At 67.7% G+C, this 22332-nt stretch carries 23 protein-coding genes, 1 tRNA gene and 1 riboswitch; of the genes, 10 read left to right on the forward strand and 14 right to left on the reverse strand.

What is annotated here, in order from left to right; genetic code table 11:
- Window positions 1-63: 63 nt before the first annotated feature.
- Genes NBY65_RS11190 through NBY65_RS11200 form a run of 3 tightly spaced genes read right to left on the reverse strand, consistent with a single transcriptional unit; the run spans window position 64 to window position 2881 of the window.
- Window positions 64-897, reverse strand: coding sequence for an aldo/keto reductase (locus tag NBY65_RS11190; protein WP_150040156.1), 834 nt, complete (start codon window positions 895-897; stop codon window positions 64-66).
- Window positions 897-1898 carry a dipeptidase gene (locus NBY65_RS11195; protein WP_150040155.1) on the reverse strand — a complete coding sequence of 334 codons (1002 nt, stop codon included), beginning with the start codon at window positions 1896-1898 and terminating at the stop codon, window positions 897-899. The genes NBY65_RS11190 and NBY65_RS11195 overlap by 1 nt, the downstream gene beginning before the upstream one ends.
- Window positions 1899-1954: 56 nt before the next feature.
- On the reverse strand, window positions 1955-2881 hold the full coding sequence (locus tag NBY65_RS11200; protein ID WP_150040154.1) for a BKACE family enzyme: 927 nt from the start codon (window positions 2879-2881) through the stop codon (window positions 1955-1957).
- 179 nt (window positions 2882-3060) lie between these two features.
- Here NBY65_RS11200 and NBY65_RS11205 point away from each other — a divergent pair.
- From NBY65_RS11205 to NBY65_RS11225, 5 genes are all read left to right on the forward strand, one after another.
- Window positions 3061-3137 (forward strand) — tRNA-Arg (locus NBY65_RS11205).
- 498 nt (window positions 3138-3635) lie between these two features.
- Window positions 3636-4733, forward strand: coding sequence for a radical SAM/SPASM domain-containing protein (locus tag NBY65_RS11210; RefSeq protein WP_162530484.1), 1098 nt, complete (start codon window positions 3636-3638; stop codon window positions 4731-4733).
- Between the two features lie 4 nt (window positions 4734-4737).
- Window positions 4738-4986, forward strand: a complete 249-nt coding sequence (locus NBY65_RS11215) for a hypothetical protein (protein WP_150040152.1) — start codon at window positions 4738-4740, stop codon at window positions 4984-4986.
- A 147-nt stretch (window positions 4987-5133) separates the two neighbouring features.
- Window positions 5134-5592 (forward strand): HAD family hydrolase, encoded by a 459-nt coding sequence (locus NBY65_RS11220; protein ID WP_162530483.1) that lies wholly within the window; start codon window positions 5134-5136, stop codon window positions 5590-5592.
- A gap of 225 nt (window positions 5593-5817) precedes the next feature.
- A riboswitch (yybP-ykoY riboswitch) is annotated at window positions 5818-5978 on the forward strand.
- Between the two features lie 15 nt (window positions 5979-5993).
- The gene (locus NBY65_RS11225) at window positions 5994-6557 is read left to right on the forward strand and encodes a manganese efflux pump MntP (protein WP_150040150.1); all 564 of its coding nucleotides are present in this window, start codon (window positions 5994-5996) and stop codon (window positions 6555-6557) included.
- 15 nt (window positions 6558-6572) lie between these two features.
- Here NBY65_RS11225 and dmeF read toward each other — a convergent pair whose 3' ends face one another.
- The 3 genes from dmeF to NBY65_RS11240 form a co-directional block, all read right to left on the reverse strand.
- Window positions 6573-7856 carry a CDF family Co(II)/Ni(II) efflux transporter DmeF gene (gene dmeF, locus NBY65_RS11230; RefSeq protein WP_150040149.1) on the reverse strand — a complete coding sequence of 428 codons (1284 nt, stop codon included), beginning with the start codon at window positions 7854-7856 and terminating at the stop codon, window positions 6573-6575.
- Between the two features lie 10 nt (window positions 7857-7866).
- Complete coding sequence (locus tag NBY65_RS11235; protein ID WP_150040148.1) at window positions 7867-8145, reverse strand: metal/formaldehyde-sensitive transcriptional repressor; 279 nt, start codon at window positions 8143-8145, stop codon at window positions 7867-7869.
- 88 nt (window positions 8146-8233) lie between these two features.
- Entirely contained in the window at window positions 8234-9688 is a 1455-nt protein-coding gene (locus NBY65_RS11240) for an MltF family protein (RefSeq protein WP_150040147.1), read from the reverse strand.
- A 226-nt stretch (window positions 9689-9914) separates the two neighbouring features.
- Between NBY65_RS11240 and NBY65_RS11245 the strand changes: the two genes are divergently transcribed.
- Window positions 9915-10394 (forward strand): hypothetical protein, encoded by a 480-nt coding sequence (locus tag NBY65_RS11245; RefSeq protein ID WP_150040146.1) that lies wholly within the window; start codon window positions 9915-9917, stop codon window positions 10392-10394.
- A gap of 14 nt (window positions 10395-10408) precedes the next feature.
- Here the strand turns inward: NBY65_RS11245 and pspC are convergent, their stop codons facing one another.
- From pspC to pspA, 3 genes are read right to left on the reverse strand one after another with little or no spacing between them, the layout of a single operon-like run.
- A complete protein-coding gene (pspC, locus tag NBY65_RS11250) occupies window positions 10409-10798 on the reverse strand; it encodes an envelope stress response membrane protein PspC (RefSeq protein WP_162530482.1) in 390 nt (129 codons plus the stop codon).
- A gap of 5 nt (window positions 10799-10803) precedes the next feature.
- Complete coding sequence (gene pspB / locus NBY65_RS11255; protein ID WP_150040144.1) at window positions 10804-11037, reverse strand: envelope stress response membrane protein PspB; 234 nt, start codon at window positions 11035-11037, stop codon at window positions 10804-10806.
- Window positions 11038-11046: 9 nt separating this feature from the next.
- Window positions 11047-11727, reverse strand: coding sequence for a phage shock protein PspA (pspA, locus tag NBY65_RS11260; protein ID WP_150040143.1), 681 nt, complete (start codon window positions 11725-11727; stop codon window positions 11047-11049).
- 182 nt (window positions 11728-11909) lie between these two features.
- Between pspA and pspF the strand changes: the two genes are divergently transcribed.
- On the forward strand, window positions 11910-12938 hold the full coding sequence (pspF, locus tag NBY65_RS11265) for a phage shock protein operon transcriptional activator (RefSeq protein ID WP_239002735.1): 1029 nt from the start codon (window positions 11910-11912) through the stop codon (window positions 12936-12938).
- Between the two features lie 249 nt (window positions 12939-13187).
- Window positions 13188-14117: a c-type cytochrome gene (locus NBY65_RS11270; protein ID WP_162530481.1), complete on the forward strand. Its 930-nt coding sequence runs from the start codon at window positions 13188-13190 to the stop codon at window positions 14115-14117.
- A 240-nt stretch (window positions 14118-14357) separates the two neighbouring features.
- Here NBY65_RS11270 and NBY65_RS11275 read toward each other — a convergent pair whose 3' ends face one another.
- The 5 genes from NBY65_RS11275 to NBY65_RS11295 form a co-directional block, all read right to left on the reverse strand.
- Window positions 14358-15560 carry a geranylgeranyl diphosphate reductase gene (locus NBY65_RS11275; RefSeq protein WP_150040141.1) on the reverse strand — a complete coding sequence of 401 codons (1203 nt, stop codon included), beginning with the start codon at window positions 15558-15560 and terminating at the stop codon, window positions 14358-14360.
- A gap of 12 nt (window positions 15561-15572) precedes the next feature.
- Window positions 15573-16919 (reverse strand): BCD family MFS transporter, encoded by a 1347-nt coding sequence (locus NBY65_RS11280; RefSeq protein WP_150040140.1) that lies wholly within the window; start codon window positions 16917-16919, stop codon window positions 15573-15575.
- The gene (gene chlG, locus NBY65_RS11285; protein WP_150040139.1) at window positions 16916-17818 is read right to left on the reverse strand and encodes a chlorophyll synthase ChlG; all 903 of its coding nucleotides are present in this window, start codon (window positions 17816-17818) and stop codon (window positions 16916-16918) included. The genes NBY65_RS11280 and chlG overlap by 4 nt, the downstream gene beginning before the upstream one ends.
- On the reverse strand, window positions 17815-19248 hold the full coding sequence (gene ppsR, locus NBY65_RS11290) for a transcriptional regulator PpsR (protein WP_150040138.1): 1434 nt from the start codon (window positions 19246-19248) through the stop codon (window positions 17815-17817). The genes chlG and ppsR overlap by 4 nt, the downstream gene beginning before the upstream one ends.
- Window positions 19249-19316: 68 nt before the next feature.
- Window positions 19317-20078 (reverse strand): cobalamin B12-binding domain-containing protein, encoded by a 762-nt coding sequence (locus NBY65_RS11295; protein WP_162530480.1) that lies wholly within the window; start codon window positions 20076-20078, stop codon window positions 19317-19319.
- Window positions 20079-20485: 407 nt separating this feature from the next.
- Here NBY65_RS11295 and bchF point away from each other — a divergent pair, with 407 nt between their 5' ends.
- Complete coding sequence (gene bchF, locus NBY65_RS11300) at window positions 20486-21043, forward strand: 2-vinyl bacteriochlorophyllide hydratase (protein WP_239002733.1); 558 nt, start codon at window positions 20486-20488, stop codon at window positions 21041-21043.
- Window positions 21040-22332: a ferredoxin:protochlorophyllide reductase (ATP-dependent) subunit N gene (locus NBY65_RS11305; RefSeq protein ID WP_150040136.1), complete on the forward strand. Its 1293-nt coding sequence runs from the start codon at window positions 21040-21042 to the stop codon at window positions 22330-22332. Before bchF ends, NBY65_RS11305 begins: the two co-directional genes overlap by 4 nt.

Raw genomic sequence — 22332 nt, forward strand, 5'->3', positions numbered from 1 at the left:
GGATGTTGCCGTCGCGCCGCCGCCCTGGTCCCGGCGGGCCGGGCCGGTTGCGGGGCTACAGCACTACAGCATCGCCAGCGCGACCTTGCGGCGGGGCGGGGGATAGGCACGATCGATCTCGGCCAGGTCCTCCGGCGTCAGTTTCAGCCCGGCCGCCGCCGCGTTCTCGCGGACATGGTCGATGCTGCCGGATTTCGGGATGGAGATCACGCCCGGATGGCGCAGTGACCAGGCGATGGCGACCTGGGCCGGGGTGACGCCGTGACGGGTGGCGACTGCACGCAGGGCCGGGCTGCGCAGCAGCCGGCCGCCCTGGCCGACCGGCGAATAGGCCATCAGCGGCAGCCGCGTCTCGCTCCAGGGCAGCAGGTCGAACTCGATGCCGCGGTATTCCGGGTTGTAGAGCACCTGGTTGGTGGTGCAGGCGCCGCCGCCGGGCACGGCCAGCAATTCCTCCATGTCGTCCTGGTCGAGGTTCGAGACCCCCCATTGCCGGATCTTGCCCTCGGCCTTGAGTTTCTCGAAGGCGGCGACGGTCTCGGCGAGCGGCACGCCGCCGCGCCAGTGCAGCAGATACAGATCGATGACATCGGTCTTCAGCCGCCGCAGGCTGCGGATGCAGGCGGCGGGCAGGCCGGTGCGCGAGGCATTCTGCGGATAGGCCTTGGTGACCAGGTACACCCGGTCACGCAGGCCGGCGATCGCCGCGGCCACCACTTCTTCCGAGGCGCCGTCGCCGTACATCTCGGCGGTGTCGATCAGGGTGAGGCCGAGTTCGATCCCAAGGCGCAGGGCCGCCGCTTCCTGCCGCGCCGGGCGCTCGCCCTCGCCGAGCTTCCAGGTGCCCTGGCCGAGGGCGGGGACCTTGGTGCCGTCCGGAAGTGCCACGCTGCGCATCAGGCTGCCCTTTGTTCGGCGATGCGGAGAAGCCGCAGGAAGTTGCCACCCCAGAGCAAGGCCAGTTCGCGCGCGCCATAGCCGCGGCTGAGCAGTTCGGCGGTGAGGTTGGGGCATTCCGCCGCGTCGTGCCAGCCGACGAAGCCGCCGCCGCCGTCGAAATCCGAGGAGATGCCGACATGTTCGATGCCGATGCGCCGCACCGCGTAATCGATATGGTCGGCGTAATCGGCCAGGGTGACGTCCTCGGCCTTGCGGCCCGGGCGCAGGAAATGCGCGACCGCCGTCACCTGCACCACCCCGCCGACATCGCGCAGGGCGTCAAGCTGCGCATCGTCGAGGTTGCGCGGATGGTCGCACAGCGCGCGGATGCAGGAATGGGTGGACAGGACCGGGGTGCGCGATGCCTCGGCCGCCTGCAGCATCGCCGCGCGGGAGACATGGGCGACATCGACCAGCATGCCGAGCCGGTTCAGCTCGGCGATTGCCTCCCGCCCGAGCGGGGAGAGGCCGCCATGTTCCTCCGCCGCGTCGCCGAACTCGCTGCGGGGGATGGCGCTGTCGGCGAAGGCGTTGTGGCCGTTATGCGTGAGGGTGAGATAGCGCGCGCCCAGGGCGCGGAAGCCGCGCAGGCGGGTGGGGTCGCCACCGCAGGCATGGCCGTTCTCGACGGCGGGAATGATGGCGGTGAGGCCGTCGCGATGCGCTTGCTCGATGGCGTCGGCGGTGGTGCAGAGACGGGTGGTGTCGTCACCCATGGCGGCGATCGCCTGCAGCATGCCATTGGCGCGGGCGAAGGCGGCGGCGTTGCCGTCCTCGTTGCGTGGACCCTGCGGGACATAGGCGGCGAAACAGCCCGCGGCCATGTGGCCGCGGCGCATCTTCGGCAGGTCCACCCGCCGCGAGGTTTCCTCGCGGAAGGCGGGGCCTTCGGGCCAGGGGATGTCGATATGGGAATCGAGGGTGAGCAGACTGCGGTGCAGCGCGACGGGGTCGGTCATGCCGTGACGGTCGGGGCAGGCCGGGGGCCACGTCAAGCCCGCCGCCTGCCCGGGGATCAGAACTTCACGCGATCGCCGCCCTTCAGCGCCAGCATGGCGCGCGCCTCGGCGGGGGTGGCGATCTCGAAGCTGAGGTCTTCGAGGATGCGGCGGATCTTCGCCACCTGCTCGGCATTGGACGTGGCCAGTCTTCCCTTGCCGATATAGAGGCTGTCCTCCAGCCCCACCCGCACATTGCCACCGAGGATGCCGGCCATGGTGGTGAAGGCCATCTGGTGGCGGCCGGCGGCGAGCACCGACCACACGTAGTCCCGGCCGAACAGGCGGTCGGCGGTCTCGCGCATGAACAGCAGGTTGCGCGGATCGGCGCCAATGCCGCCGAGAATGCCGAAGATGCTCTGCACGAACAGCGGTGGTTCCACCACCTTGCGGTCGAGCATGTGGGCCAGGTTGTAGAGGTGGCCGATGTCGTAGCATTCGAATTCAAAGCGGGTGCCATGGCCGTGGCCCATGAGCCCCACGATGCGAGCGATATCCTTGAAGGTATTGCGGAAGATGAAATCTTCCGTGCGGGTGAGGTACTCCTTCTCCCAGCCATGCTTCCATTCGCTGATGCGGGCGGCGGCCGGGGAGATGTTGAAGTTCATGCTGCCCATGTTGAGGCTGCACATCTCCGGGCTCGCCTGCAGCGGGGCGGCGAGGCGTTCCTCCACGGTCATGCCGAGGCCGCCGCCGGTGGTGATGTTCACCACCGCGTCGGTGTTCTGCTTGATGATGGGCAGGAAGCGCATGAACACGGCGGGATCGGGCGTGGGCTCGCCGGTTTCGGGGTCGCGCGCATGCAGGTGGAGGATGGCGGCGCCTGCTTCGGCGGCGGCGATGGAGTGGGCGGCGATATCCTCGGGGGTGATCGGCAGGTGGGGGGACATGCTCGGGGTGTGGATGGCCCCGGTGACGGCACAGGAAATGATGACCTTGGACATGTTGTTTTCTCCCCGGTTGCTTGCTTGTGGGGGCAACTCTGCACGGGGAGAGGCGGCAGGCCAAGCGGGTGAGGGAACAAATCCAATGCGGGCAGGGAATGGACGGGTGGGGCGCCGGCACGTCGTGGCGCGGGATGGGCTGACGCGCGGGACGGGTTCGGCTATATGAGGTCTCGGCTGTCCCCGTAGCTCAGCCGGATAGAGCACAGGATTCCTAATCCTGGGGCCGTGGGTTCGAATCCCGCCGGGGACACCAATCACCAGGTCCAGGTGCGGCATGCTGTGTTGCCTGGACCGCGCCGGGGGATGCAACCACAAGTTACCGGATCGCGCGTATCCGGTGCTTCGCTCTTCCATGCCGCCACGAAGCAGTCGCAGTCCCGCAAGGGCATCATCTAAAACTTTACATTGCAGCCTGGGTTTTTCGGGATGCCGCTGTGCGTCTCGCGGCAGGCCAGGTCAGTCCTGGTGGTGCATCTGCGCAGATCGCAGGAGAACCGGAACCTGGGATGCTGTTGACCGACTTTCGGTCGGAACTGTGAAGTGATCGTTCAATCAACAGATCAACCGATCTGCGTGACTCCGGGCCTTGGATGTTCTTTTGTACGTTTATTTATAACATCGAATCACATTCGATAACGAAAATCTGCATTTACAACGCATCATATCCAATGAAATAGATATGCATATCTCTGGATGTTGCGTTGATTTACTTATTTTCCCCAAAGTGATGGGCTTCGATTCGAGGTCAAGGATGTCAGAGGCTGCTGACGCCTGGGCGAAGGCCTTGGAAAACATGATCACCTGGAAGGAGCGCCAGCGTGCAGAGCATCCGCTGACCTACCTGTTCTGGGAATCGACGCTCCGTTGCAACCTGTTCTGCCGGCATTGCGGCAGCGATTGCCTGCGCGACGATTCCACCGCCGACCGCGAACTGGCGGGTGAGGTCATCTGCGCGGAACTGGATGCGATCGCCAGGGAGTACGATCCCGGGGGCATCACCTTCGCCATCATCGGCGGCGAGCCGCTGGTGCGCCGGGACATCGATGCGGTGGGCGCGCATGCTGCCGCGCTCGGCTACAACTGGGGCATCACCACCAATGCCATGCTGCTGGACGAGAAGCGGCTGGCGTCGCTCAAGGCGGCCGGCCTGACAAGCATCGCGGTCAGCCTCGACGGGCTGGCGGCGCAGCACGATGCGTTGCGCCGCCGTCCAGGGGCGTTCCTGCGGGTCAGCGACGCCCTGCGCCGGTTGGTGGCCGATCCGTTCTGGCGTGCCTTCGACGTGATCTGCTGTGTCAGCCGGATCAACATCGACCACCTGGGGCCCTTCGTCGACTACCTGGCCGGGCTCGGCGTGCCGGGCGTGCGGCTGACGCCGGTGTTCTCGCGCGGCCGGGCCGATGCGGAATCCGGGCTGATGCTGTCGGGCGAGCAGACGCGGCAGTTGCTGGCTTTCGTTGCCACGCAACGCGCGAGCCGCAAGGACATCGACGTGACGCTGTCCGAGGAAGGCTATTGGGGACCGAACTGGGAATGCCGCATCCGCGAGAGCTTCCACTATTGCGGTTCCGGCATCAACATCGGCTCGATCCTGTATGACGGGCAGGTGACCGGTTGCCCCAGCGTTTCCCGACGGTTCGTGCAGGGACATTTGCGGGACGCGCCGTTCCTCGGGATCTGGAACAACGCCTTCACCCTGTTTCGCCAGCGCGAGACGGTGGCCCTACCACGATGCCGGGCCTGCGCCCACTGGGATCTGTGCAAGGGGGGCGGTTGCCACCTGTTCGATCCCGTCGACAGCGACGTGGAGACGTGCAGCCTGCGGAAAATCGGTGAACTCTGGGAGTAGAAATATGGATTCCGACGCCAAACGGCAGTTCCTGCGACGCTGGGCGAACATCGCCGGCGGCGTGGAGACGCCACGCGCGCTGACGGACCGGGAACTCGATGCCGTGGCGGCAGGCTGGGTCGCCAAACCTCTCTATGGGGTCATTCCCGTTCCCATCAGGCGTCATCCCGTCATCCCCGTCACGCCGCCTGCGATCCAACCCCTCTATGGCGTTCGTGTCGATCCCATCTCCTTGAATTCCGCAACGCAATAGCGCCGGTTTCCGATTGGCGTGCCGTCTTCATCCAGGGCGGGATGTTGCGGGCCCGGCGTGGCTTTCGGTTCTTCGTCCGGGGCCGATATGCTATCCGGGCCATGCGCTGCATCTGGCGCGAGGGCATGGATGGACCGGAACGGCCGCATGAAGATATTCGTTGATATGGACGGTGTTCTTGCCGATTTCGATGCCGGCCACGTGCGGGTGTTCGGCTACCGGCCTGACAAACTGGCCGACAATGTCGACTGGCAGAAGGTCCGCGCCGTTCCTGGATTTTATCTGAACCTGCCGCCGATGCCGGACATGCGGGAACTCTGGGCGGCGGTCGCGCCGCATGACCCGATCGTCCTGACCGGTGTCCCGCCTTCGGTGCGGGAGGCGCCCGACAACAAGCGGGCATGGGTCCGGAAATACCTGGGAAGTCACGTCGAGGTCCGATGCTGCCGGTCGAAGGAGAAATGCCTCCATGCCGCACCGGGCGATATCCTGATCGACGACTGGGAAAAGTACAAGGCTCTCTGGATCGGCAAGGGAGGGCGCTGGATCACCCATACCAGCGCCAGCACCACCATCCGCGCGTTGCGCACTCTGGGCGTGCTGTAGATCGCGGCCCCGACCGGCAGCGGCAGGCCGCGGGTGGTATCGGCCGCGACGCCAGCACGAGCTGTCGGGGCTCAACCAAAAATCGAGGCCGCTTGCGGATTGTTCCCGAAATCAAAAGGTCCTGGCCTGCCATCGGCCGTTTCGGGAGGGACGGTTTCCGCTCATGCCTGCCTCCGCGATAACGACGTATGAAACGTTTTGACCTCGGCGGCGGTGGCCGCTAGTTCTGCCCACGTTGGGGAGTAGCCGCTGCCGGCTGGCAGGGCCGTGTCAACATCCTTGCGCAGTTGCGCATGGCACGGTCGGCGGTCCGAGTGACCGGATTGGCGAGACCAAACGTTCCCGGACGGCCTCGATGCAGGCCATCGCGGGGCGTGTGGATCGCTGGATGGAGACTTCGGATGAGCGCGGCTGCAATCGTTGCCCTGGCTTTCAGCATGTCCATGGATTCCTTCGCGGCCGCCCTGGGGAAGGGGGCCGCGCTGAACCGTCCCTGCCTGGCCGAGGCACTCCGCACCGGGATGATCTTCGGTGCCGTCGAGGCGATCACGCCCATTCTCGGCTGGACTGCCGGTCTCGTCGCGGCGGCCTGGGTGGCCCGGATCGATCATTGGGCGGCCTTCATCATCCTCGGCCTGATCGGCGGCCAGATGGTGTTCAAGGCGCTCTGCGGCAAGGATGAAAGCGCGCCGGTGCCCGAGCGGCATTCGCTGGGCGTGCTGATCCTGACCGCCATCGCCACCAGCCTCGATGCCATGGCGGTCGGCATCACCCTGGCCTTCATCAACGTGGATATCGTCTCGGCCGCCCTGGCGATCGGGCTCGCCACCTTCCTGATGGCCACGCTTGGCACGCTCGCGAGCCGCTGGATGGGGCCGGTGTTCGGACGTGCGGCGGAACTGGTCGGTGGCCTGTGCCTGATCGCCATCGGCACCCGGATCCTGATCGAGCACACGCTCGCCTGAGCCGCTCCCGCGGCTTCAGGCGGCATCCCGCAGCGGGGCGGCGATCCGGTTGACCTCGACGGTGACGTGCGAGAGGGCGGGGAAACCGCCCAGACGCTCGCGATAGAAGCCTGGCTCGCGGGGGTGCTGCGTCGCCACCGACAGGATGGCGCCCAGATGCCCGGGGCCGAGCCGCCACAGATGCAGGTCGGTCACCCGGTCGCCGCTGGCTTCGATCGCCTTCCGGATCCGGGCGGCCGTTTCGTGGTCCGGGGTCATGTCGAGCAGCACGGCGCCGGCATCGCGCAGCAGGCCCCAGGACCAGATGGCGATCACCGTGGCGCCGACGACGCCCATCATCGGGTCCAGCCAGATCCAGCCCAGCGTGCGACCGAGCAGCAGGCCAATGATGACCAGCACCGAGACGGCGGCATCGGCCAGGACATGGACGATGGCCGCGCGCAGGTTGTTGTCGCGGTGCGATGCGGCGTGGGTGTGCTCATGCGCGGCGTGGTCGTGTTCGGCAAAAACGATGTTGTGCTCGCTGGTCCGCCCATCCGCCTCGATCCGGACACGGGCGATGAACTCGTGCGGTTCCGGGATATCCCCGGTGCTTTCCAGGTAGGCGCCGCGATCCACCAGGGGGAAGGACTGGCGCCCGCCGTCGGGACGTTCGGTCGTGATGGCCACGCTCACCGGCCGCGGTGCATTCTCCAGGCAGAGACGGAACCGGGCCGAGATCCCGTCCTCGTGGATCCCAAGCCGCGCCGCCCCCTGCGCCAGGGCGAGGCGGTGTTCATCTTCATCCGCATGGCCATGGGAATGAGCGTGGCCGTGGTGATGGCCATGAGGGTGGTCGTGTCCGTGGCCGCCCAGCAGCCATACGCTGGCCACGTTCACCAGCAGGCCGAGCACGGCAATGGCCAGCGCCTCGTCGAAGTCGATCGCCACCGGTGCGATGGCGCGCAGCACGGACTCATAGCCGATGAACGCGGCGATCATCGCCAGCACGATGGCGCTGGCGAAGCCGGCGAGGTCGCCGAACTTGCCGGTGCCGAAGCTGAAGCGTGCGTCGCCGTCCCATCTGCGGGCGTAGCGATAGGCCAGGGCCGCGAGCAGCAGCGCGCCCGCGTGCGTGGCCATGTGCCAGCCATCCGCTTCCAGGGCGATGGAGCCGAACACCATGCCGCCGACGATTTCGGCGACCATCATGCCGCTGCACAGCGCGATGACCGCCCAGGTCCGGCGTTCCGCCCGGGCGTGGCCGGTGCCGAGGAAATGGTGGGTGTGGACGAAGGACGCGGTCTCCTGGCCGTTCATGGCGACGTCCTCATTTCAGATAGGTGCGGATGACGTCGAGCAACTGCCCGACGCCATCCGGGTTCAGGGCGTCCGGGTATTTTTCCGGGTCGACCAGATGCACGCGCACGTGGTCCTCGAGCACCTCGGCCATCAGCCCGGCCATGGCGGCGCGGGTGCTGGCGATGAGGTGCATGACTTTCTCGCAGCCGGCTTCGGATTCCAGGGCGCGCTCGATCGCCTCGACCTGGCCGCGGATGCGGCGCACCCGGGCGAGCAACTTGGCCTTCTCACGGATCGTGTGGGTCATCGGCCGGTTCCCGCTCCGTCGTCATGGAAAAGGTAGAATAGGGGGCTACCCTATGGCAAGCGTGTTCCGGCGGCTCCGCGGCGTGCGGCTATTGCGGCGGTGAGAACCGGGCCCGCGTGGCGTCCGTGGTCTGGCGACGCTCCAGCACCAGGCGATAGCCGATATAGTATTTGTAGATGTTGCGGACGTAGCGCACGGTTTCCTGGCCGATGCGCCGGGCGGCGATCCGCTCGACATGGTCGAACCAGAGATTGGGGTCCAGCCCTTCCTGCTCCGCTTCCCGGCGCAGCCGGGCAATCCGGTTCGGCCCGGCGTTGTAACAGGCGAAGGCGAACAGCGTCCGGTTCTGTTCGTCGAAGCTGGCATCGGAAAGATACACGTCGAGCAACTGGCGCAGGTACTTCGCCCCGGCATGCACGTTCGGGCCGGGCTCGCGGATATCGCCCACCTTCATGGCGGCCCCCGTGGCCGGCAGCAACTGCATCAGGCCGATCGCGCCGGCGGAACTGCGCAAGGTCTGGTCGAGCTTCGATTCCTGGTAGCCCTGTGCCAGCAGCATCAGCTCATCGAAGCCGTATTCCGGGGCGTAGCGCTGGAACAGGGCCAGCGTGGCGTTGAATTTCTGCAATTCGGCCGGCGTGGTGGCGGCATGCAGGTGGACCACTTCCTGCACGATGGCGCGCTCGCGCGAATAGAGCGAGTCCAGCGAGCCGGAAACGCTCAGAAGAAAGGCATTGAGGACCTCCAGCAGCCGGGGATTGCCGGGGCGCACCGCGCAGGCCAGGCGCGCATCGGTGCGCAGCACGACCGAAGGATGCGCCATCAGGCCCGGAATGACCCGCTTCCACGCCTCGAACATCCAGGTTTCGGCGGGGATCGCCGGCAGCAGCCCGGCGGAGAGCATCTCCATCATGTCCTCGGCCTCCAGTGTGGCGGGGAGGTCGAGCAGTACCGCGGGCGCACGTCCGGCCGTCTGCAAGCGGTCATTGAGCGCACGCACGCTTTCGTAGGGGGTGGTGCCGGGGCAGGCGGCGATGCGTCGTCCGGACAGGTCCTCGGGCGCGGCCATCGGCGTCTCGCCGGCCTGAGTGAGCACGATCTCGCGCACGCCGACGCGGGTCGGGATGCTGAAGGCGACCAGCGATTCACGCTCCGGGGTGACGGTGATCTCGCCGGCGGCGATGTCGCCATGGCCGGCGATCAGGTCGGGGAGCAACCGGTCGCGGGAGACGGGGTGAAGCGAGACGATCAACGTCTTGCGGACAGCGGGATAGCGCTCCCGCAGCCAGTCCTCGAGCGCCTCCGCGCCGGTGGCGAGCAGGCCGTGGAAGTTGCCGCGGTCCTCGGTGAACAGGGTGCGGCTGTACGGCACCAGCAGGCGCAGGTTGCCGCGCTGCAGGACGGCCTCGAAGTCGCGCGTGTCAGGCTGGCTGCCGATGTCCAGATGCGTGACCTGTGGCCTGGCATGGGCTGCCAGCGGTGCTCCAAGCGGGCCGGCAATGGCGGCAAGCGACGCGATGGTATGGCGACGGGTCAACGGCACGGCGACGATCCCCGGGGTTGAACAGGGCCTTGTTCAATTTTATGTCATAATGTTGCTGACATGCATCCGGTCTGAAGCCGAAATCTTCATCCCTTCATACGGTCTTTTGACCGGCACGGGACGGGGAAAGGGCGGATCAGGCCCCCGGCATATGGCACGGCGGCGTGCAGTCCGCCGGTCCCGTCCCCATCTGCCCGGCCACAATGATCCGATAAGGGAGGATGCAATGCCGTTCGACGCGGTCGGCGTGCCGGCCGGAGCCGGCCCATGCCCGGTGGTTCCCCCGTTCCTGCCCCCGGTGCTGCAGGCGATCCGCGACCGGATCGCGCGGATGCGGCGCAATGCCTCGAACCGTCCCGAGCCGCTGGCGACGCTCACGATCCTGCGGGCCGCACGCAGCCTGATCGCCGACGAGCGGGATTGGGCACAGGGCACCTACGTCATCGGCCATCGTCGCTGCGTCATCGCCGCGCTGGAAGCGGTGGGGGCGCGCTTCGGGCGGCGCTCCAGGCTCGATGCCGCTACCGCGCTGGCCACGCTGGCCCGGGCGCAGGGCTTCGAGTCGATCGAGCGGATGAACGATGCCGTGACCCACGCCGATCTGCTGGCGAGCTTCGATGCGGCCATCGCGCGGGCCTCCGCCGCGCTGGCGGCGGAGGCGGGCTTGCCTGCGCGCAGTCGTGCAGGTCTGCACGCAGGCGTCTGACCGGGCGGAACGCCTCAGCGCCCGAGGTCGCGGAAGCCGCGGCGCAGCTCGAACTCCTCGGATGTGACCAGGGTTTCCATCCGCATGATCCGCTCGTCGAGGTCACGGAACTTGCGGCGCAGCGCCTGCACGGTCTCTGGCGGGTCGGTCGCCACGCCCCGCCAGAACGCCTCTTCCCCCCGGTCACGGAACAGCGCCGCCGGGCGGGGGCGTAGCACCAGGGCCAGCACCACGTAGCCGAGCGCCGTGGGGACGAAGAACAGCGCCAGGCAGGCCACGGCGATCACGCGAACCAGGCCGGGCCCGACTCCCAGGTAGTCGGCGATCCCGGCGCAGACACCGGCGATCCAGCGCGTGTCCGTGTTCCGGTACAGCCGGAACGGGTTCTCCGACGAACCGTCCATCGTCGTCATTCTCCCGCCATGCGGCGCCAGCCCGGCGCCTGGGCATCGAGGATCCGCTCCAGGTTCTCGATGCGGGCCTCCATGCGGCGCGTGCTGTCCCAGATCTCGGCGAGCGCGCGCTCGTCGTCCTTCGACAGCATCCGGGCGGCGCGCCAGCGCGTGCTGTAATGCGCGAAGATCCAGATCGGCGCGACCACCACCAGGAAGATCAGGCCGAGGAACACTTCACCTCCGCTCATCGAGGGTCCTTATCGTCCGGCCGGCGGCATGTGGTTGCCCAGGCGGGCCTTCAACTGCCTGAGCTCGTCGTCAACGCCCGCATCGGCCTCCAGGTCGGCGAGTTCCGTATGCAGGTCCTTCTTGCGCCCGAGGTCGAAGGCCTCGACCCGGCCTTCCATCTCGTCGAGCGTGCGCTCTACCTGCTCGAAGCGGGCGAAGGCATCGGTGATGCGTTCATCATACAGCCGCGTGCGAACTTTCAGCCGGGTGGTGGCGGTGTTGTGACGGGCCACCAGGGTGCGCTCGCGGGCCTTGGCGTCGGCGAGCTTGGCCTGCAGCTTGGCGATGTCGTCGTTCTGCCTGGCCAGCCCCTCGACGATCTGCGGCAGTTGCTGCTCGATCGTCGCCAGCGCCTGGCCGACCCGGGCCTTGGCATGCAACGCGCCGCGGGCGAGGTCCTCGCGGTTGCGGATGAGGGCGAGTTCGGCCTTGCGCTGCCATTCCTCCTGTTCGCGCCGAAGTTGTTCGGCCCGGCGCTCCAGTTCCTTCTTTTCGGCGATGGTGCGGACGGCGGAGCTGCGCACCTCGACGAGGGTGTCCTCCATTTCCTGGATGATCAGGCGGATGATTTTCTCCGGGTCCTCGGCGCGGGCGAGGATCGCATTGATGTTGGAATTCACGATGTCGGTCAGGCGCGAGAAGATTCCCACGGCATGTTTCCCCGATGGTGGCCGGGGCCCGGTGCGGACCCGTTGCGCCAGGTATTGCAGGGGGCGTGCCAGCGGCGTCGATCGGATAACAGACTGAAAAGAGGGGTGTTTGCGAAGGGCTTGGTGGGCAGTGCTGGGGGAAGTTGGCAAATTTGGCCACTTAATGGCAGAATTTGCCAAGAATGGTGATGTCTCCCGATCCGACCCCGTCGCCGCCGACCCCGATCGGGTCCTCGGCGCCGTTCCAGGCGATGCTCGCCCATCTCTCCCAGGTGGCACCGCTCGATCGACCCGTGCTGGTCGTGGGCGAACGCGGCACCGGCAAGGAGCTGGTCGCAAGCCGGTTGAATTTCCTCTCCGCCCGCTGGGACCGGCCTTTCGTCAAGCTGAACTGCGCCGCCCTCAGCGAGAGCCTGCTCGACAGCGAATTGTTCGGGCACGAGGCAGGGGCCTTCACCGGCGCGACCCGCCGCCGCATCGGCCGCTTCGAACTGGCCGATACCGGCACCCTGTTCCTCGACGAGATCGCCAATGCCACGTTTGCCGTACAGGAAAAGGTGCTTCGGGTGATCGAGTACGGAAGCTTCGAAAGGGTGGGCGGCAACGAGACCCATCAGGTCGATGTGCGGGTGATCGCCGCCACCAATGTCGACCTGCCGGCGCGGGTCGCCGCCGGGAAGTTCCGCGCCGACCTGCTCGACCGGCTTGCCTTCGACGTGGTCACGGTGCCGCCGCTGCGCGAGCGCCGCGACGACATCCCGCTGCTTGCTGAGTATTTCGCAACCAGAATGACAAGCGAGCTGAAGCGCGATTACTTCGCCGGCTTTGCCGCGCCGGCGCTGCAGGCGCTGCTTGACCATGCCTGGCCCGGCAACGTGCGTGAGCTGCGCAACGTGGTCGAGCGCAGTGTTTCGCGCATGACCCAGCCCGGGAAACCGCTGCGCAGGATCATCCTCGATCCTTTTGCCTCGCCGTATCGCCCGGCGGCGGAGGATGCGCCTCCGGCCGCCCCGCCTGCGGCACGGCCGGAGGCGCTGGCGGACGATTTCACCGGTCGTGTCCGCGCCTATGAGGCCACCTTGCTGCGGCAGGCGCTGGAGGAGGCGCGGTTCAACCAGAAGATCGCGGCGCAGCGTCTGGGCCTGACTTACCACCAGTTCCGGCATTACCTGAGGACGCATGGCCTGCTGTCACGTGCGGTGGACCCATGAGACGGGCAGCGCCTGTCACAAGCAAGAGAGCTTGCCGATTTCCCGCTCTGATGCTGCGGCTTCCGCAAGTTCCGCGCATTCCCATGCCGTGCAATGCCAGCCCGGCCTGACAATCCCTGCGCGAAGCGTCAGGCTGACCTGATTGGACGGTTGCGGCCGCTTCCCTAAAGTGCAATGAAGCCCCGAGCCTGCCGGCACCACGCTGCCGTGCGGGGATTTTCGTTCATACCTGGGCCGACAGAGCACTTCATGGACACTCGCGATATAAATAAGGGCCTCGCCGCGATCCTGGTCTCCGGCATCGCGTTTCTCACCACGGGCCTGGTTGGGGATCTGCTTGTTCGCCCCAGGACCCTGAAAGAACCGGCAATCAAGATCGAGCCGCCTGCTCCGCCACCGCCCCCGGCCGCGAAGCAGGAAGCCCAGCCTTCGCTTCCCGCCTTGCTTGCGAAAGCGAATCCAACGGCCGGCGCGATGTTCGGCAAGCTCGCCTGCGGCATCTGCCACACCTTCGACGAAGGCGGGAAGGCCGGTGTCGGCCCCAACCTGTACGACGTCGTCGGCGGCCCGCGCGCGCACATGCAGGGCTTCGCCTATTCCGACGGCCTGAAGGCCAAGGGCGGCGAGTGGACCTACGAGGCGCTCGATGCGTGGCTGGCCAAGCCGGCCGATGTCGTGCCCGGCACCAAGATGGCCTTCGGCGGCATCTCCAAGCCGGAGCAGCGCGCCGATGTCATCGTCTGGCTGCGCAGCCTCTCGCATGACCCGAAGCCGCTGCCCGAGGTGAAGGAAGCCGCCGCCCCGGCCGACGCGGGCGGGCTGCCGCCGATCGCGCCGCTGCTGGCCACCGCCGACGCCAAGGCCGGCGAGACCTACGCCAAGACCATCTGCACGATCTGCCACACCGTCAACGAAGGTGGCCGCGCCGTGGTCGGACCCAACCTCTATAACGTGGTCGGCGGTCCCAAGGCCCATATGACCGGCTTTGCCTATTCCGAAGGCATGAAGTCCAAGGGCGGTACCTGGACCTACGAAGACCTGAACCACTGGCTGGCCAAGCCTTCCGAATACGTGCCGGGCAACAAGATGGCCTTCGCCGGTATCCCCGACGCCAAGCAGCGCGCCAACGTGATCGCCTGGCTGCGCAGCCTGTCGGCGAATCCGCAGCCGCTTCCGTAAGGGAAGGCCACACTGAACAAAGGGGCCTGAGAGGACGCTTCCGCGTCTTCTCAGGCCCTTTTTTGCGGGTTCGGAAGTGTCGGCGGGGCGTTGCCCCGCGCCCCACCAGGAGGCTCCGCCTCCTGGACCTCTGCCAAGGGCAAAGCCCTTGGAACCCATTCCTTGCCGCGCAGCGCACTCGGGGTGCAGGGGCCTTATGGCCCCTGCCGGGTCCAGGGCAGAGCCCTGGCCTTGCTTTCTTCAGGCCGGCACCAGCCCCGTCAGGTGCGCGATATTCTTGAAGAAGATCCGCGCATGCGCGAACGGCCGGCTGCGCACCAGCCGCTTGTTCATGTAGGCATCCCAGGTGATCTGCTGCACGTCGCGATCGCCGCAGATCGAGACGAAGCGTTCGCGGCGCTTGTCGTTCGAGTACCAGTAGTTCTGCATCTTCTCCAGCACCCAGAACACGCGCCCGTGATCGGCCATGAAGTGCTTGCGGGCAAGTTTCAGGGACGTGGCGTCGCCGGTGACCAGGAAGGTCTGCACCGCTTCCGCCGCCACCCGTCCGCCGGTCATGGCGTAGAAGATGCCTTCGCCCGAGGCCGGTGCCACCACGCCCGCGGCATCACCGGCGAGCACGATATCGCGGCCGTTGTCCCAGCGCTTCAGCGGCCGCAGCGGGATCGGCGCGCCTTCGTGGCGCAGGGTCTCGGCGTGTTCGAGCCCGGCGGCGCGGCGCAGCTCGCCCACGGCCTCGCGCAGCGAGAAGCCCTTGTGCATGCTGCCGGTGCCGATGCTGGTGGTGTCGCCGTGCGGGAAGATCCAGCCGTAGAAATCCGGCGAGAGCGTGCCCCGGTAATAGACGTCGCAACGCGTGCCGTCGAAATTCGGCGCCTCGGCCTTGGTCGGCGTGCGGATGATCTCGTGGTAGGCGAAGACGAAGGGCGCGCGCCCGGCATCGGGCACGTGGTGCCGCGCCACCGTGGAATTGGCGCCATCCGCGCCGATAATGGTACGGGCGCGCACGCGTTCCGGTGGGGAGTCGGGCGCGGCGCCCTTGGGCCGGTACAGCACCACGGCGGTGCCGTCGGACTCCCGCTGGATATCCTCGAAGCTGCCGCTGCGGCGCACCGCGCCGGCGTCCCGCGCGCGTTCGCGCAGCCACTCGTCGAAGACGTCGCGGTTGACCATGCCGACGAAGCCGCCGTCGATCGGCATGTCGACGTGGCGGTCGGTCGGCGAGATGATGCGCGCCGAGGTGATGTGGGCGCAGATCAGGTGATCGGGGATCTCGAAGTCCCGGATCAGCCGCGGCGGCACCGCGCCGCCGCAGGGCTTGATGCGGCCGGCCTTGTCAAGCAGCAGCACCGAGCGGCCATGGCGGGCGAGATCAGTCGCCGCCGTCGCACCCGCGGGGCCACCACCGACCACCACGACGTCAAAGGTTTCGAGTTCAGCCATCGTTTCCACCATTTATCCGCGCGCGCGGACGACCCCGGCGTCGCCCGCGACCGACATTTCCACTTCGCCCCGGGTTGCGGAGGGTTGGCCGACCCGCATGGCCAGCAGGCCGGCGAACAGGAACAGCGCCGCCTGGGCCATGAACACCACGCTGTAGGCGGCCAGCGGGGAGCCCAGCAGCAGCCGCGCCAGGTCAACCGCGCCGCTGCCGAACAGGCCGCCGAGGCCGAAGGCCAATGCTTGCGCCGCCCCCCACAGCCCCATCCGCACGCCTTCGCGCGATTCCCGCCCGCTGCCGGCGAGCTGCATCATCGAGCCGATGGCGGCGGCGCAGAAGAAGCCGTTGGCCACGCCGAGCAGGAAGAACGAGGTGGCGAGCGGCCAGTCAGGCCCGACCGAGCCCGCGCCCGACATCGCCAGCAGGCCGATGGCGGAGCCGAAGCAGCCGACCGCCATCCACAGACGTAACGAGCCGACATGCCAGCGCGCCGAGGCGGCGCCGGCCAGCGCCAGCAGGATCATCCCCAGCAGCACGCCGCCATGCTGCACGCCGACGAGCTGGGTCGATGCGCCGGGCGGCAGGTGGAACACCGCCCCGGCAAAAGGCTCGATGATCAGTTCCTGCGCGCTGTAGGCGAGCATGGAAATGAACACCAGCATGGCGAAATGGCGGACCTGCTTCTCGGCCCAGACCTGCGCGAAGGCCACCCGGAACGGCGGCTGCGGGGCCGCCGGCGCCGCGGCCTCGACCCGTTCGGGCGTGCCTTCCATGCCCCACACCGCCAGCGCGGTCATGACGACGGAGAGCAGGCCGACGGCGGCGGTGATTTCGACCAGCCGTTCCGCGGAAAACGGGTGCAGCAGCTTGCCGGCGACGCCGGCGGTGATGGCGATGCCGGCGATCATCATCAGCCAGACGATGGTGGCCGCGGCCGGGCGCCGTGCCGGGGCCACGCGCTTGGCCAGCAGCACCAGCAGCGAGGTGCCGGAGGCGCCCACGCCAATGCCGATCAGCGTATAGGCGAGCAACGCCAATGCGATGGCGGAAGCCGGATGCCCGCCCATCCAGGCCGTGGCGAGGGATGCCAGCACGCCGCCGCCTGCCAGCAGCACCATGCCGCCGATGATCCAGGGGGTGCGCCGCCCGCCGACATCCGAGCCGTAGCCCAGTCGCGGCCGCAGCACCTGCAGGATATAGTGCAGCGCCACCAGTGCGCCGGGCAGGATGGCGGGCAGGGCCAGTTCCACCACCATGACCCGGTTCATGGTGGAGGTGCACAGCACCACGATGGCGCCCAGCGCGGCCTGCACGCAGCCGAGCCGGACGATGCCGAGCCAGCCGATCGGGCGCGGGCTCATGATGCGGCGGCCACCAGCGGGCCGACCGCCCAGGCGCTGATCTGCATGCCGATCACATACAGCGTCGTGCCGGTGGCGTTGTACCAGGGCGCGCGCTCGCGCGGCTGCTGCAGCCAGCGCGCCATCAGGAAGCCCTGCGCGAGCACCAGCAGGCCGACGACGGCGGCATGCACCGGGCGGTCCCAGCCGAGCAGCAGCGCGATCACCACCGCCTGCGGCACCGCCATGACCACGCAGGCGAGCTTCGCCGCGCGCTCGACGCCGAGCTGCACCGGCAGCGACGCGAGCCCCATCTTGCGGTCGCCCTCGACCGACTTGAAGTCGTTCAGCGTCATGATGCCGTGCGCGCCGGCGCTGTAGAGGAACGCCAGCAGGAACACCCGCCAGTCCGGCACGCCCCCGGCCATGACCGCCGCCCCGGTGATCCAGGGCAGGCCCTCGTAGCAGCCGCCGACCGCGGCATTGCCCCACCAGCCGTTCTGCTTCAGCCGCAGTGGCGGCGCGCTGTAGATCCAGGCAAGCACCATGCCGAGCGAGGCGGCGATCAGCACGAAGGTGCCGATCCAGGCGGCCAGCGCCAGCGAGACCGCGCTCCAGCCCAGCGCCATGTAGAAGCCCCAGTTCCCGGGAATGCGGCCGGAGGGGATCGGGCGGTTCGGCTCGTTGATCGCGTCGACGTGCCGGTCGTACCAGTCATTGACCACCTGGCTGGTGGCCGTCATCAGCGGCCCGGCCAGCACCACGCCGGCGATGATCTCCGGCCATTTCCCCGAGGTCGACAGGCCCGAGGAGACCACGCCGCACCCGAACGCCCACATGGGCGCGAACCAGGTGATGGGATGCAGCACCTCGAGGGCTGCCGGCATGGCCGGGCGTGCTGTGACGGTTTGTTCGCTCATTCTTCGTTTCCGCTCTCGGCATCGAGCTCGCCGAGACCGTACCGGCGCAGCTTCGAATACAGGCTTTGCCGGCTGAGGCCGAGCATCTCGGCCGCCGACGCACGGTTGTCGTTGGTCATCTCCAGCGCCGCTTCGATACACAGGCGCTCGATGACGTCGGTGGTCTCGCGCACCAGGTCCTTCAGCGAGACCCGCCCGACCAGCTCGGTGAGCTGTTCGACCGAGCGTGGCAGCTCGCGGCCCGGCTTGGTATCGGCCAGGCGGTGACTGATGTTGCGGATGGCGAAGCCGTAGCAGGTGCTGCCGCCGTTCGGCACCGCGATGGCGGAGACCTCGACCTCGGAATCGGCGCCGTACTCGCCGCGCAGATGGGTGGCGAACAGGCGCACCGAGCCGTGCTGGCGCAGATTGGCCAGCAGGACTTCCGTCTCGATGCCGGGCCGTCCGAGCCAGCGCTCGAGCGGCTCGCCGCGCGCGCGGTCCTCGGTGGCGAGCTGCGCCATGTCGAGGAAGGCGGCATTGGCGGCCAGGACCCGCCCGTCGGGGGAGGTCACGACGAAGCCGTCCGGGGCGTGCTCGACCAGCGTGAGCAGGCGGGCGCGGCTGCGCGACTGCGGCGTTTCCGCCTCCTCGGCGACGAGGACGAGGCGGATCAGGAAGAAGGCGGAGCTTTCCTGGCGGAACAGGGAGGCGCGGACCAGCACGTCGCGGTCCTGCTCGCCCAGCCGCGCCTGCATCTCGTCCGCCCGGCCGGAGGCCCGCACGCCGGACAGCAGCTCGCGCACGAGCGGGCCGCTCTCGGCGTCGAACAGCTCGCCGAAGCCGCGGCCGGGCAGGCGCTTCGCCGTCTCGCCGAACAGCTCGCGCGCGGCTGGGTTGGCCTCGGTGACCCGCTGCGACAGCGCGTCCACGATCATCACCGCTTCCGAGGACAGCTCGAAGAGCAGCCGGTAGCGCATCTCGGCATGGCGCAGGCGGGAATAGTCGCGCTCCATCGCCTGCTGGGCGTCGACCAGGCGCTGCTGCAGGTTGGAGATGGCCCGCAGGTCGCGGCCGAACGCCACCACGCGGCCCGGCTGGCCCTCGGTCCCGGTCCAGACGACGGAGTACAGGATGGGGACTGGTTCGCCCGAGGGCGCGGCATGGTTGATGTGGCGCCAACGCGGCGTCGCCCGCGCCACCGCGTCGCGCAGCGCGCTGTCCACCTTGGCGCGGCTTTCCGCCGTGACCGTCTCGCCCCAACGGCGGCCGATCCAGCTCGTGGCCCCTTCGAGCTCGCGCGCCAGATCGTCGCTGTGAAAGGCCATGTCGCGGATCACGCCGACTTCGTCCAGGATAAGCGACACGTCGGCAGCTGCCGCGATCAAGGTTGCTGCCGCCTCGGCATTGAGATTTCCAAGCGTGCTGTTCGGGGCTTTGAAAGCCTTCACGAGAGACCAGATCCTCTATTGATGCCGTCTCTCTCCTCGGCAGCATCTCCCCGGTGATGTCTTATTGTTCAATCGCCTGACCTCCGCATGGAGAGCAGGGACTCGGCTTGGTAGACCGCCTGCCGGCCGTCCCCGGCCGTGGCGTCGGCCCCGACCATGGCGACCAGGTCGGGTTTCTGCGCGAATGCCTGGCCGCCGACCATGATGCCGACGGCCTGGTTGCGGGAGGCGCGGCGCACGCGGCGGATGCTGGCGGCCAGGCTCTCCAGCCGGCTGTCGCAGCTGAGCGAGAAGCCGATCACCGAGAACCATTCGCTGCGCACGATGCCGATCAGGTCGTTGCTGGAGGCCAGCGGCTCGCTCCAGACGGTCCAGCCGGCCTGGCGGAAGAACTCGGCGACCAGGACCAGGCCAAAGGTGTGCTGCTCGCCGGGCGCAGGCACCAGCAGCACGCGGCGGCTGTGCTCCTGTTGCGCCAGTCCGTCCTGGAATGTTCCACCCAGCTCGTGCAGCACTTGTTGCAGGCGCCACACCCCCATCGTGACGTCGGCGAAATCGCAGAGGTCTTCCGTCCAGAGATCGCCCAGCCGGCGCGCGGCGGGCGCGAGCAAGTGCAGGAGTACTCCCTCGAGCGGCACGCCCCGGTCGCGCACGGATTGGACAAAGGCCAGTGCGGCATTGGGATCGCGGGAGGTGGCGTGGCGGGCCAGCGTGGCGACATCCTCGTCCCCGATCAGGTCGCCGACGGGAACGGCGTCCGGTTTCGGGGCGGCGTTGTGCGCCAGCACCAGGCGAGGCACGATCTCCTGTTCGATCGTGCTGGTCAGCAACGTCAATCGCTGCCGCGGCCAATCGCAGCGGGCGACTTTCTGGCATTTTGTACTCGGACCGCAGAAAGGAACCGCCCAGCCTTCGCTCGCCACGACCTTGTGCCTCTCGGCCATCATGGTTTGTGCTCCCGTCACATTCACCATCCTGAGCAGGGACTGTCAAGCCGCGTTGACGTTCCGTGTCCTTGACACCTGGGCGGTGGGCGATCTACGCTTCCTCTCATGGGCGTTACGCTCAAGGAGAAAGCGAGGCCGATACCGCGGCACTCGGTCTGGCGGAAATGATGTCTTTGGACGCCGGGCGAGCTTCGGTGGGGTCGCCGAACCTGCGTTTCCACGGGACGCCGAGGGCAGGACGTTGTCAAGCAATGTTTACCTCTAACGTATTGGACCGTTTGGTCGACGCAATGGATTTTTGTCCTTTTGCCGCGGCTGCCGGCCGATGCGGCGACCACGGCGGACGCCTCTGGAAAGCCAAGGGTGAGCCTCTTTACACCCCCGAAGAACGCAAACGTCGCGATGAATCCGCCTGGACCATCGTGCAGGGCGTGCTCGCGCCGGTCCAGTTCCTGGTCTTCCTGGTCAGTCTGGGCCTCGTCCTCTACTGGCTTGCCACCGGCAACGGCCTCTATGCCGCCACCGTCTCGATCGTGGTGAAGACGCTGGTTCTTTACACGATCATGATTACGGGCGCGATCTGGGAAAAGAAGGTCTTCGGGCGCTACCTGCTGGCGCCGGCTTTCTTCTGGGAAGACGTGTTCAGCTTCCTGGTGCTGGCGCTGCACACCGCCTATCTGGTTGCCCTGTTCACCGGCGCGCCACCGAAGCAGCAGATCCTGATCGCGCTGGCCGCCTATGCCACCTATGTCGTCAATGCCACGCAGTTCATCCTGAAACTGCGTGCCGCCCGCCGCGAAGGCGCCGCCACCGCGGCGGAGGGTGTCGTCCTGGAAGCCGCCAAGTGACCCGTCTCGCCGCCCTTTCTCCCGACACCGCATCCGGGGGGTGCGGCGAGATTCCGGTTCTGCGTGAACGTGGTCAGCATGAGGTCTTCTGCGGCCTCACCGGCATCGTCTGGTTGCATCGCAAGATCCAGGACGCCTTCTTCCTGGTGGTGGGCTCGCGTACCTGCGCCCACCTGATCCAGTCCGCCGCCGGCGTGATGATCTTCGCCGAGCCGCGTTTCGCCACCGCGATCATCGAGGACCGTGATCTCGCCGGCCTGGCCGACGCCAATGCCGAACTCGATCGTGTGGTCACCCGCCTGATCGAGCGACGCCCTGATATTAGGCTTCTATTCCTTGTGGGAAGCTGCCCGTCAGAGGTGATCAAGCTCGATTTGTCGAGGGCAGCCCTGCGTTTATCGGAACGGTTCGCGCCCGACGTCCGCGTACTCAGCTATTCCGGCAGCGGACTCGAAACCACCTTCACGCAAGGCGAGGACGCCTGTCTCGCCGCATTGGTGCCAAGCCTGCCAGTGGACGCGCCGGACGCGGCGCCGTCGCTGCTGGTCGTGGGGGCACTCGCGGAGGTTGTGGAAGACCAGCTCACGCGGCTGCTCGGTGCCATGGGCATCGAGGATGTCCGGTTCTTCCCGCCGCGGCGGGCGACCGCGCTGCCGGCGGTCGGGCCGAACACCCGCATGCTGCTGGCGCAACCTTTCCTGTCTGACACGGCGCGCCTGCTGGAAAAGCGGGGGGCGACCCGCCTTCCGGCGCCCTTCCCGCTCGGGGTCGAGGGCACCACGCTGTGGCTGCAGGCGGCGGCCAATGCCTTCGGCATCGATGCCGCGCGCTTCCGCAGCGCCACCGCGATGGCCGAGCAGCGGGCACGCGGGGCGCTGGAACGTGCCCGCGCGCAGTTAGCCGGCAAGCGGATCTTCTTCTTCCCCGATTCCCAGCTCGAATTGCCTTTGGCGCGCTTCCTCGCACGCGAGCTGGGCATGGAACTGACCGAGGTTGGCACGCCCTACCTGCACCGTCAGCACATGGCCGAGGAACTCGCCCTGCTGCCCGCCGGCATCACGCTGAGCGAAGGGCAGGACGTCGATGCCCAGCTCGACCGCTGCCGCGCGGCGCGGCCCGATCTGGTGGTCTGCGGGCTTGGCCTCGCCAACCCGCTGGAAGCCGAGGGCATCGCCACCAAGTGGTCGATCGAGTTGCTGTTCACGCCCGTACAGGGCTACGACCAGGCCGCCGACCTCGCCGAACTTTTCATGCGGCCGCTGATCCGACGCACGCGGCTGCGGGTTTGA

This window comes from Rhodovastum atsumiense (genome assembly GCF_937425535.1).
GTDB classification, from domain to species: domain Bacteria; phylum Pseudomonadota; class Alphaproteobacteria; order Acetobacterales; family Acetobacteraceae; genus Rhodovastum; species Rhodovastum atsumiense.

What these genes read in the sequence shown, in the direction of transcription:
- NBY65_RS11190 (WP_150040156.1), bottom strand. Translation starts at nt 897, where the DNA reads ATGCGCAGCGTGGCACTTCCGGACGGCACCAAGGTCCCCGCCCTCGGC.
- NBY65_RS11195 (WP_150040155.1), bottom strand. Translation starts at nt 1,898, where the DNA reads ATGACCGACCCCGTCGCGCTGCACCGCAGTCTGCTCACCCTCGATTCC.
- NBY65_RS11200 (WP_150040154.1), bottom strand. Translation starts at nt 2,881, where the DNA reads ATGTCCAAGGTCATCATTTCCTGTGCCGTCACCGGGGCCATCCACACC.
- NBY65_RS11210 (WP_162530484.1), top strand. Translation starts at nt 3,636, where the DNA reads ATGTCAGAGGCTGCTGACGCCTGGGCGAAGGCCTTGGAAAACATGATC.
- NBY65_RS11215 (WP_150040152.1), top strand. Translation starts at nt 4,738, where the DNA reads ATGGATTCCGACGCCAAACGGCAGTTCCTGCGACGCTGGGCGAACATC.
- NBY65_RS11220 (WP_162530483.1), top strand. Translation starts at nt 5,134, where the DNA reads ATGAAGATATTCGTTGATATGGACGGTGTTCTTGCCGATTTCGATGCC.
- NBY65_RS11225 (WP_150040150.1), top strand. Translation starts at nt 5,994, where the DNA reads ATGAGCGCGGCTGCAATCGTTGCCCTGGCTTTCAGCATGTCCATGGAT.
- dmeF (WP_150040149.1), bottom strand. Translation starts at nt 7,856, where the DNA reads ATGAACGGCCAGGAGACCGCGTCCTTCGTCCACACCCACCATTTCCTC.
- NBY65_RS11235 (WP_150040148.1), bottom strand. Translation starts at nt 8,145, where the DNA reads ATGACCCACACGATCCGTGAGAAGGCCAAGTTGCTCGCCCGGGTGCGC.
- NBY65_RS11245 (WP_150040146.1), top strand. Translation starts at nt 9,915, where the DNA reads ATGCCGTTCGACGCGGTCGGCGTGCCGGCCGGAGCCGGCCCATGCCCG.
- pspC (WP_162530482.1), bottom strand. Translation starts at nt 10,798, where the DNA reads ATGGACGGTTCGTCGGAGAACCCGTTCCGGCTGTACCGGAACACGGAC.
- pspB (WP_150040144.1), bottom strand. Translation starts at nt 11,037, where the DNA reads ATGAGCGGAGGTGAAGTGTTCCTCGGCCTGATCTTCCTGGTGGTGGTC.
- pspF (WP_239002735.1), top strand. Translation starts at nt 11,910, where the DNA reads ATGGTGATGTCTCCCGATCCGACCCCGTCGCCGCCGACCCCGATCGGG.
- NBY65_RS11270 (WP_162530481.1), top strand. Translation starts at nt 13,188, where the DNA reads ATGGACACTCGCGATATAAATAAGGGCCTCGCCGCGATCCTGGTCTCC.
- NBY65_RS11275 (WP_150040141.1), bottom strand. Translation starts at nt 15,560, where the DNA reads ATGGCTGAACTCGAAACCTTTGACGTCGTGGTGGTCGGTGGTGGCCCC.
- NBY65_RS11280 (WP_150040140.1), bottom strand. Translation starts at nt 16,919, where the DNA reads ATGAGCCCGCGCCCGATCGGCTGGCTCGGCATCGTCCGGCTCGGCTGC.
- chlG (WP_150040139.1), bottom strand. Translation starts at nt 17,818, where the DNA reads ATGAGCGAACAAACCGTCACAGCACGCCCGGCCATGCCGGCAGCCCTC.
- bchF (WP_239002733.1), top strand. Translation starts at nt 20,486, where the DNA reads ATGGATTTTTGTCCTTTTGCCGCGGCTGCCGGCCGATGCGGCGACCAC.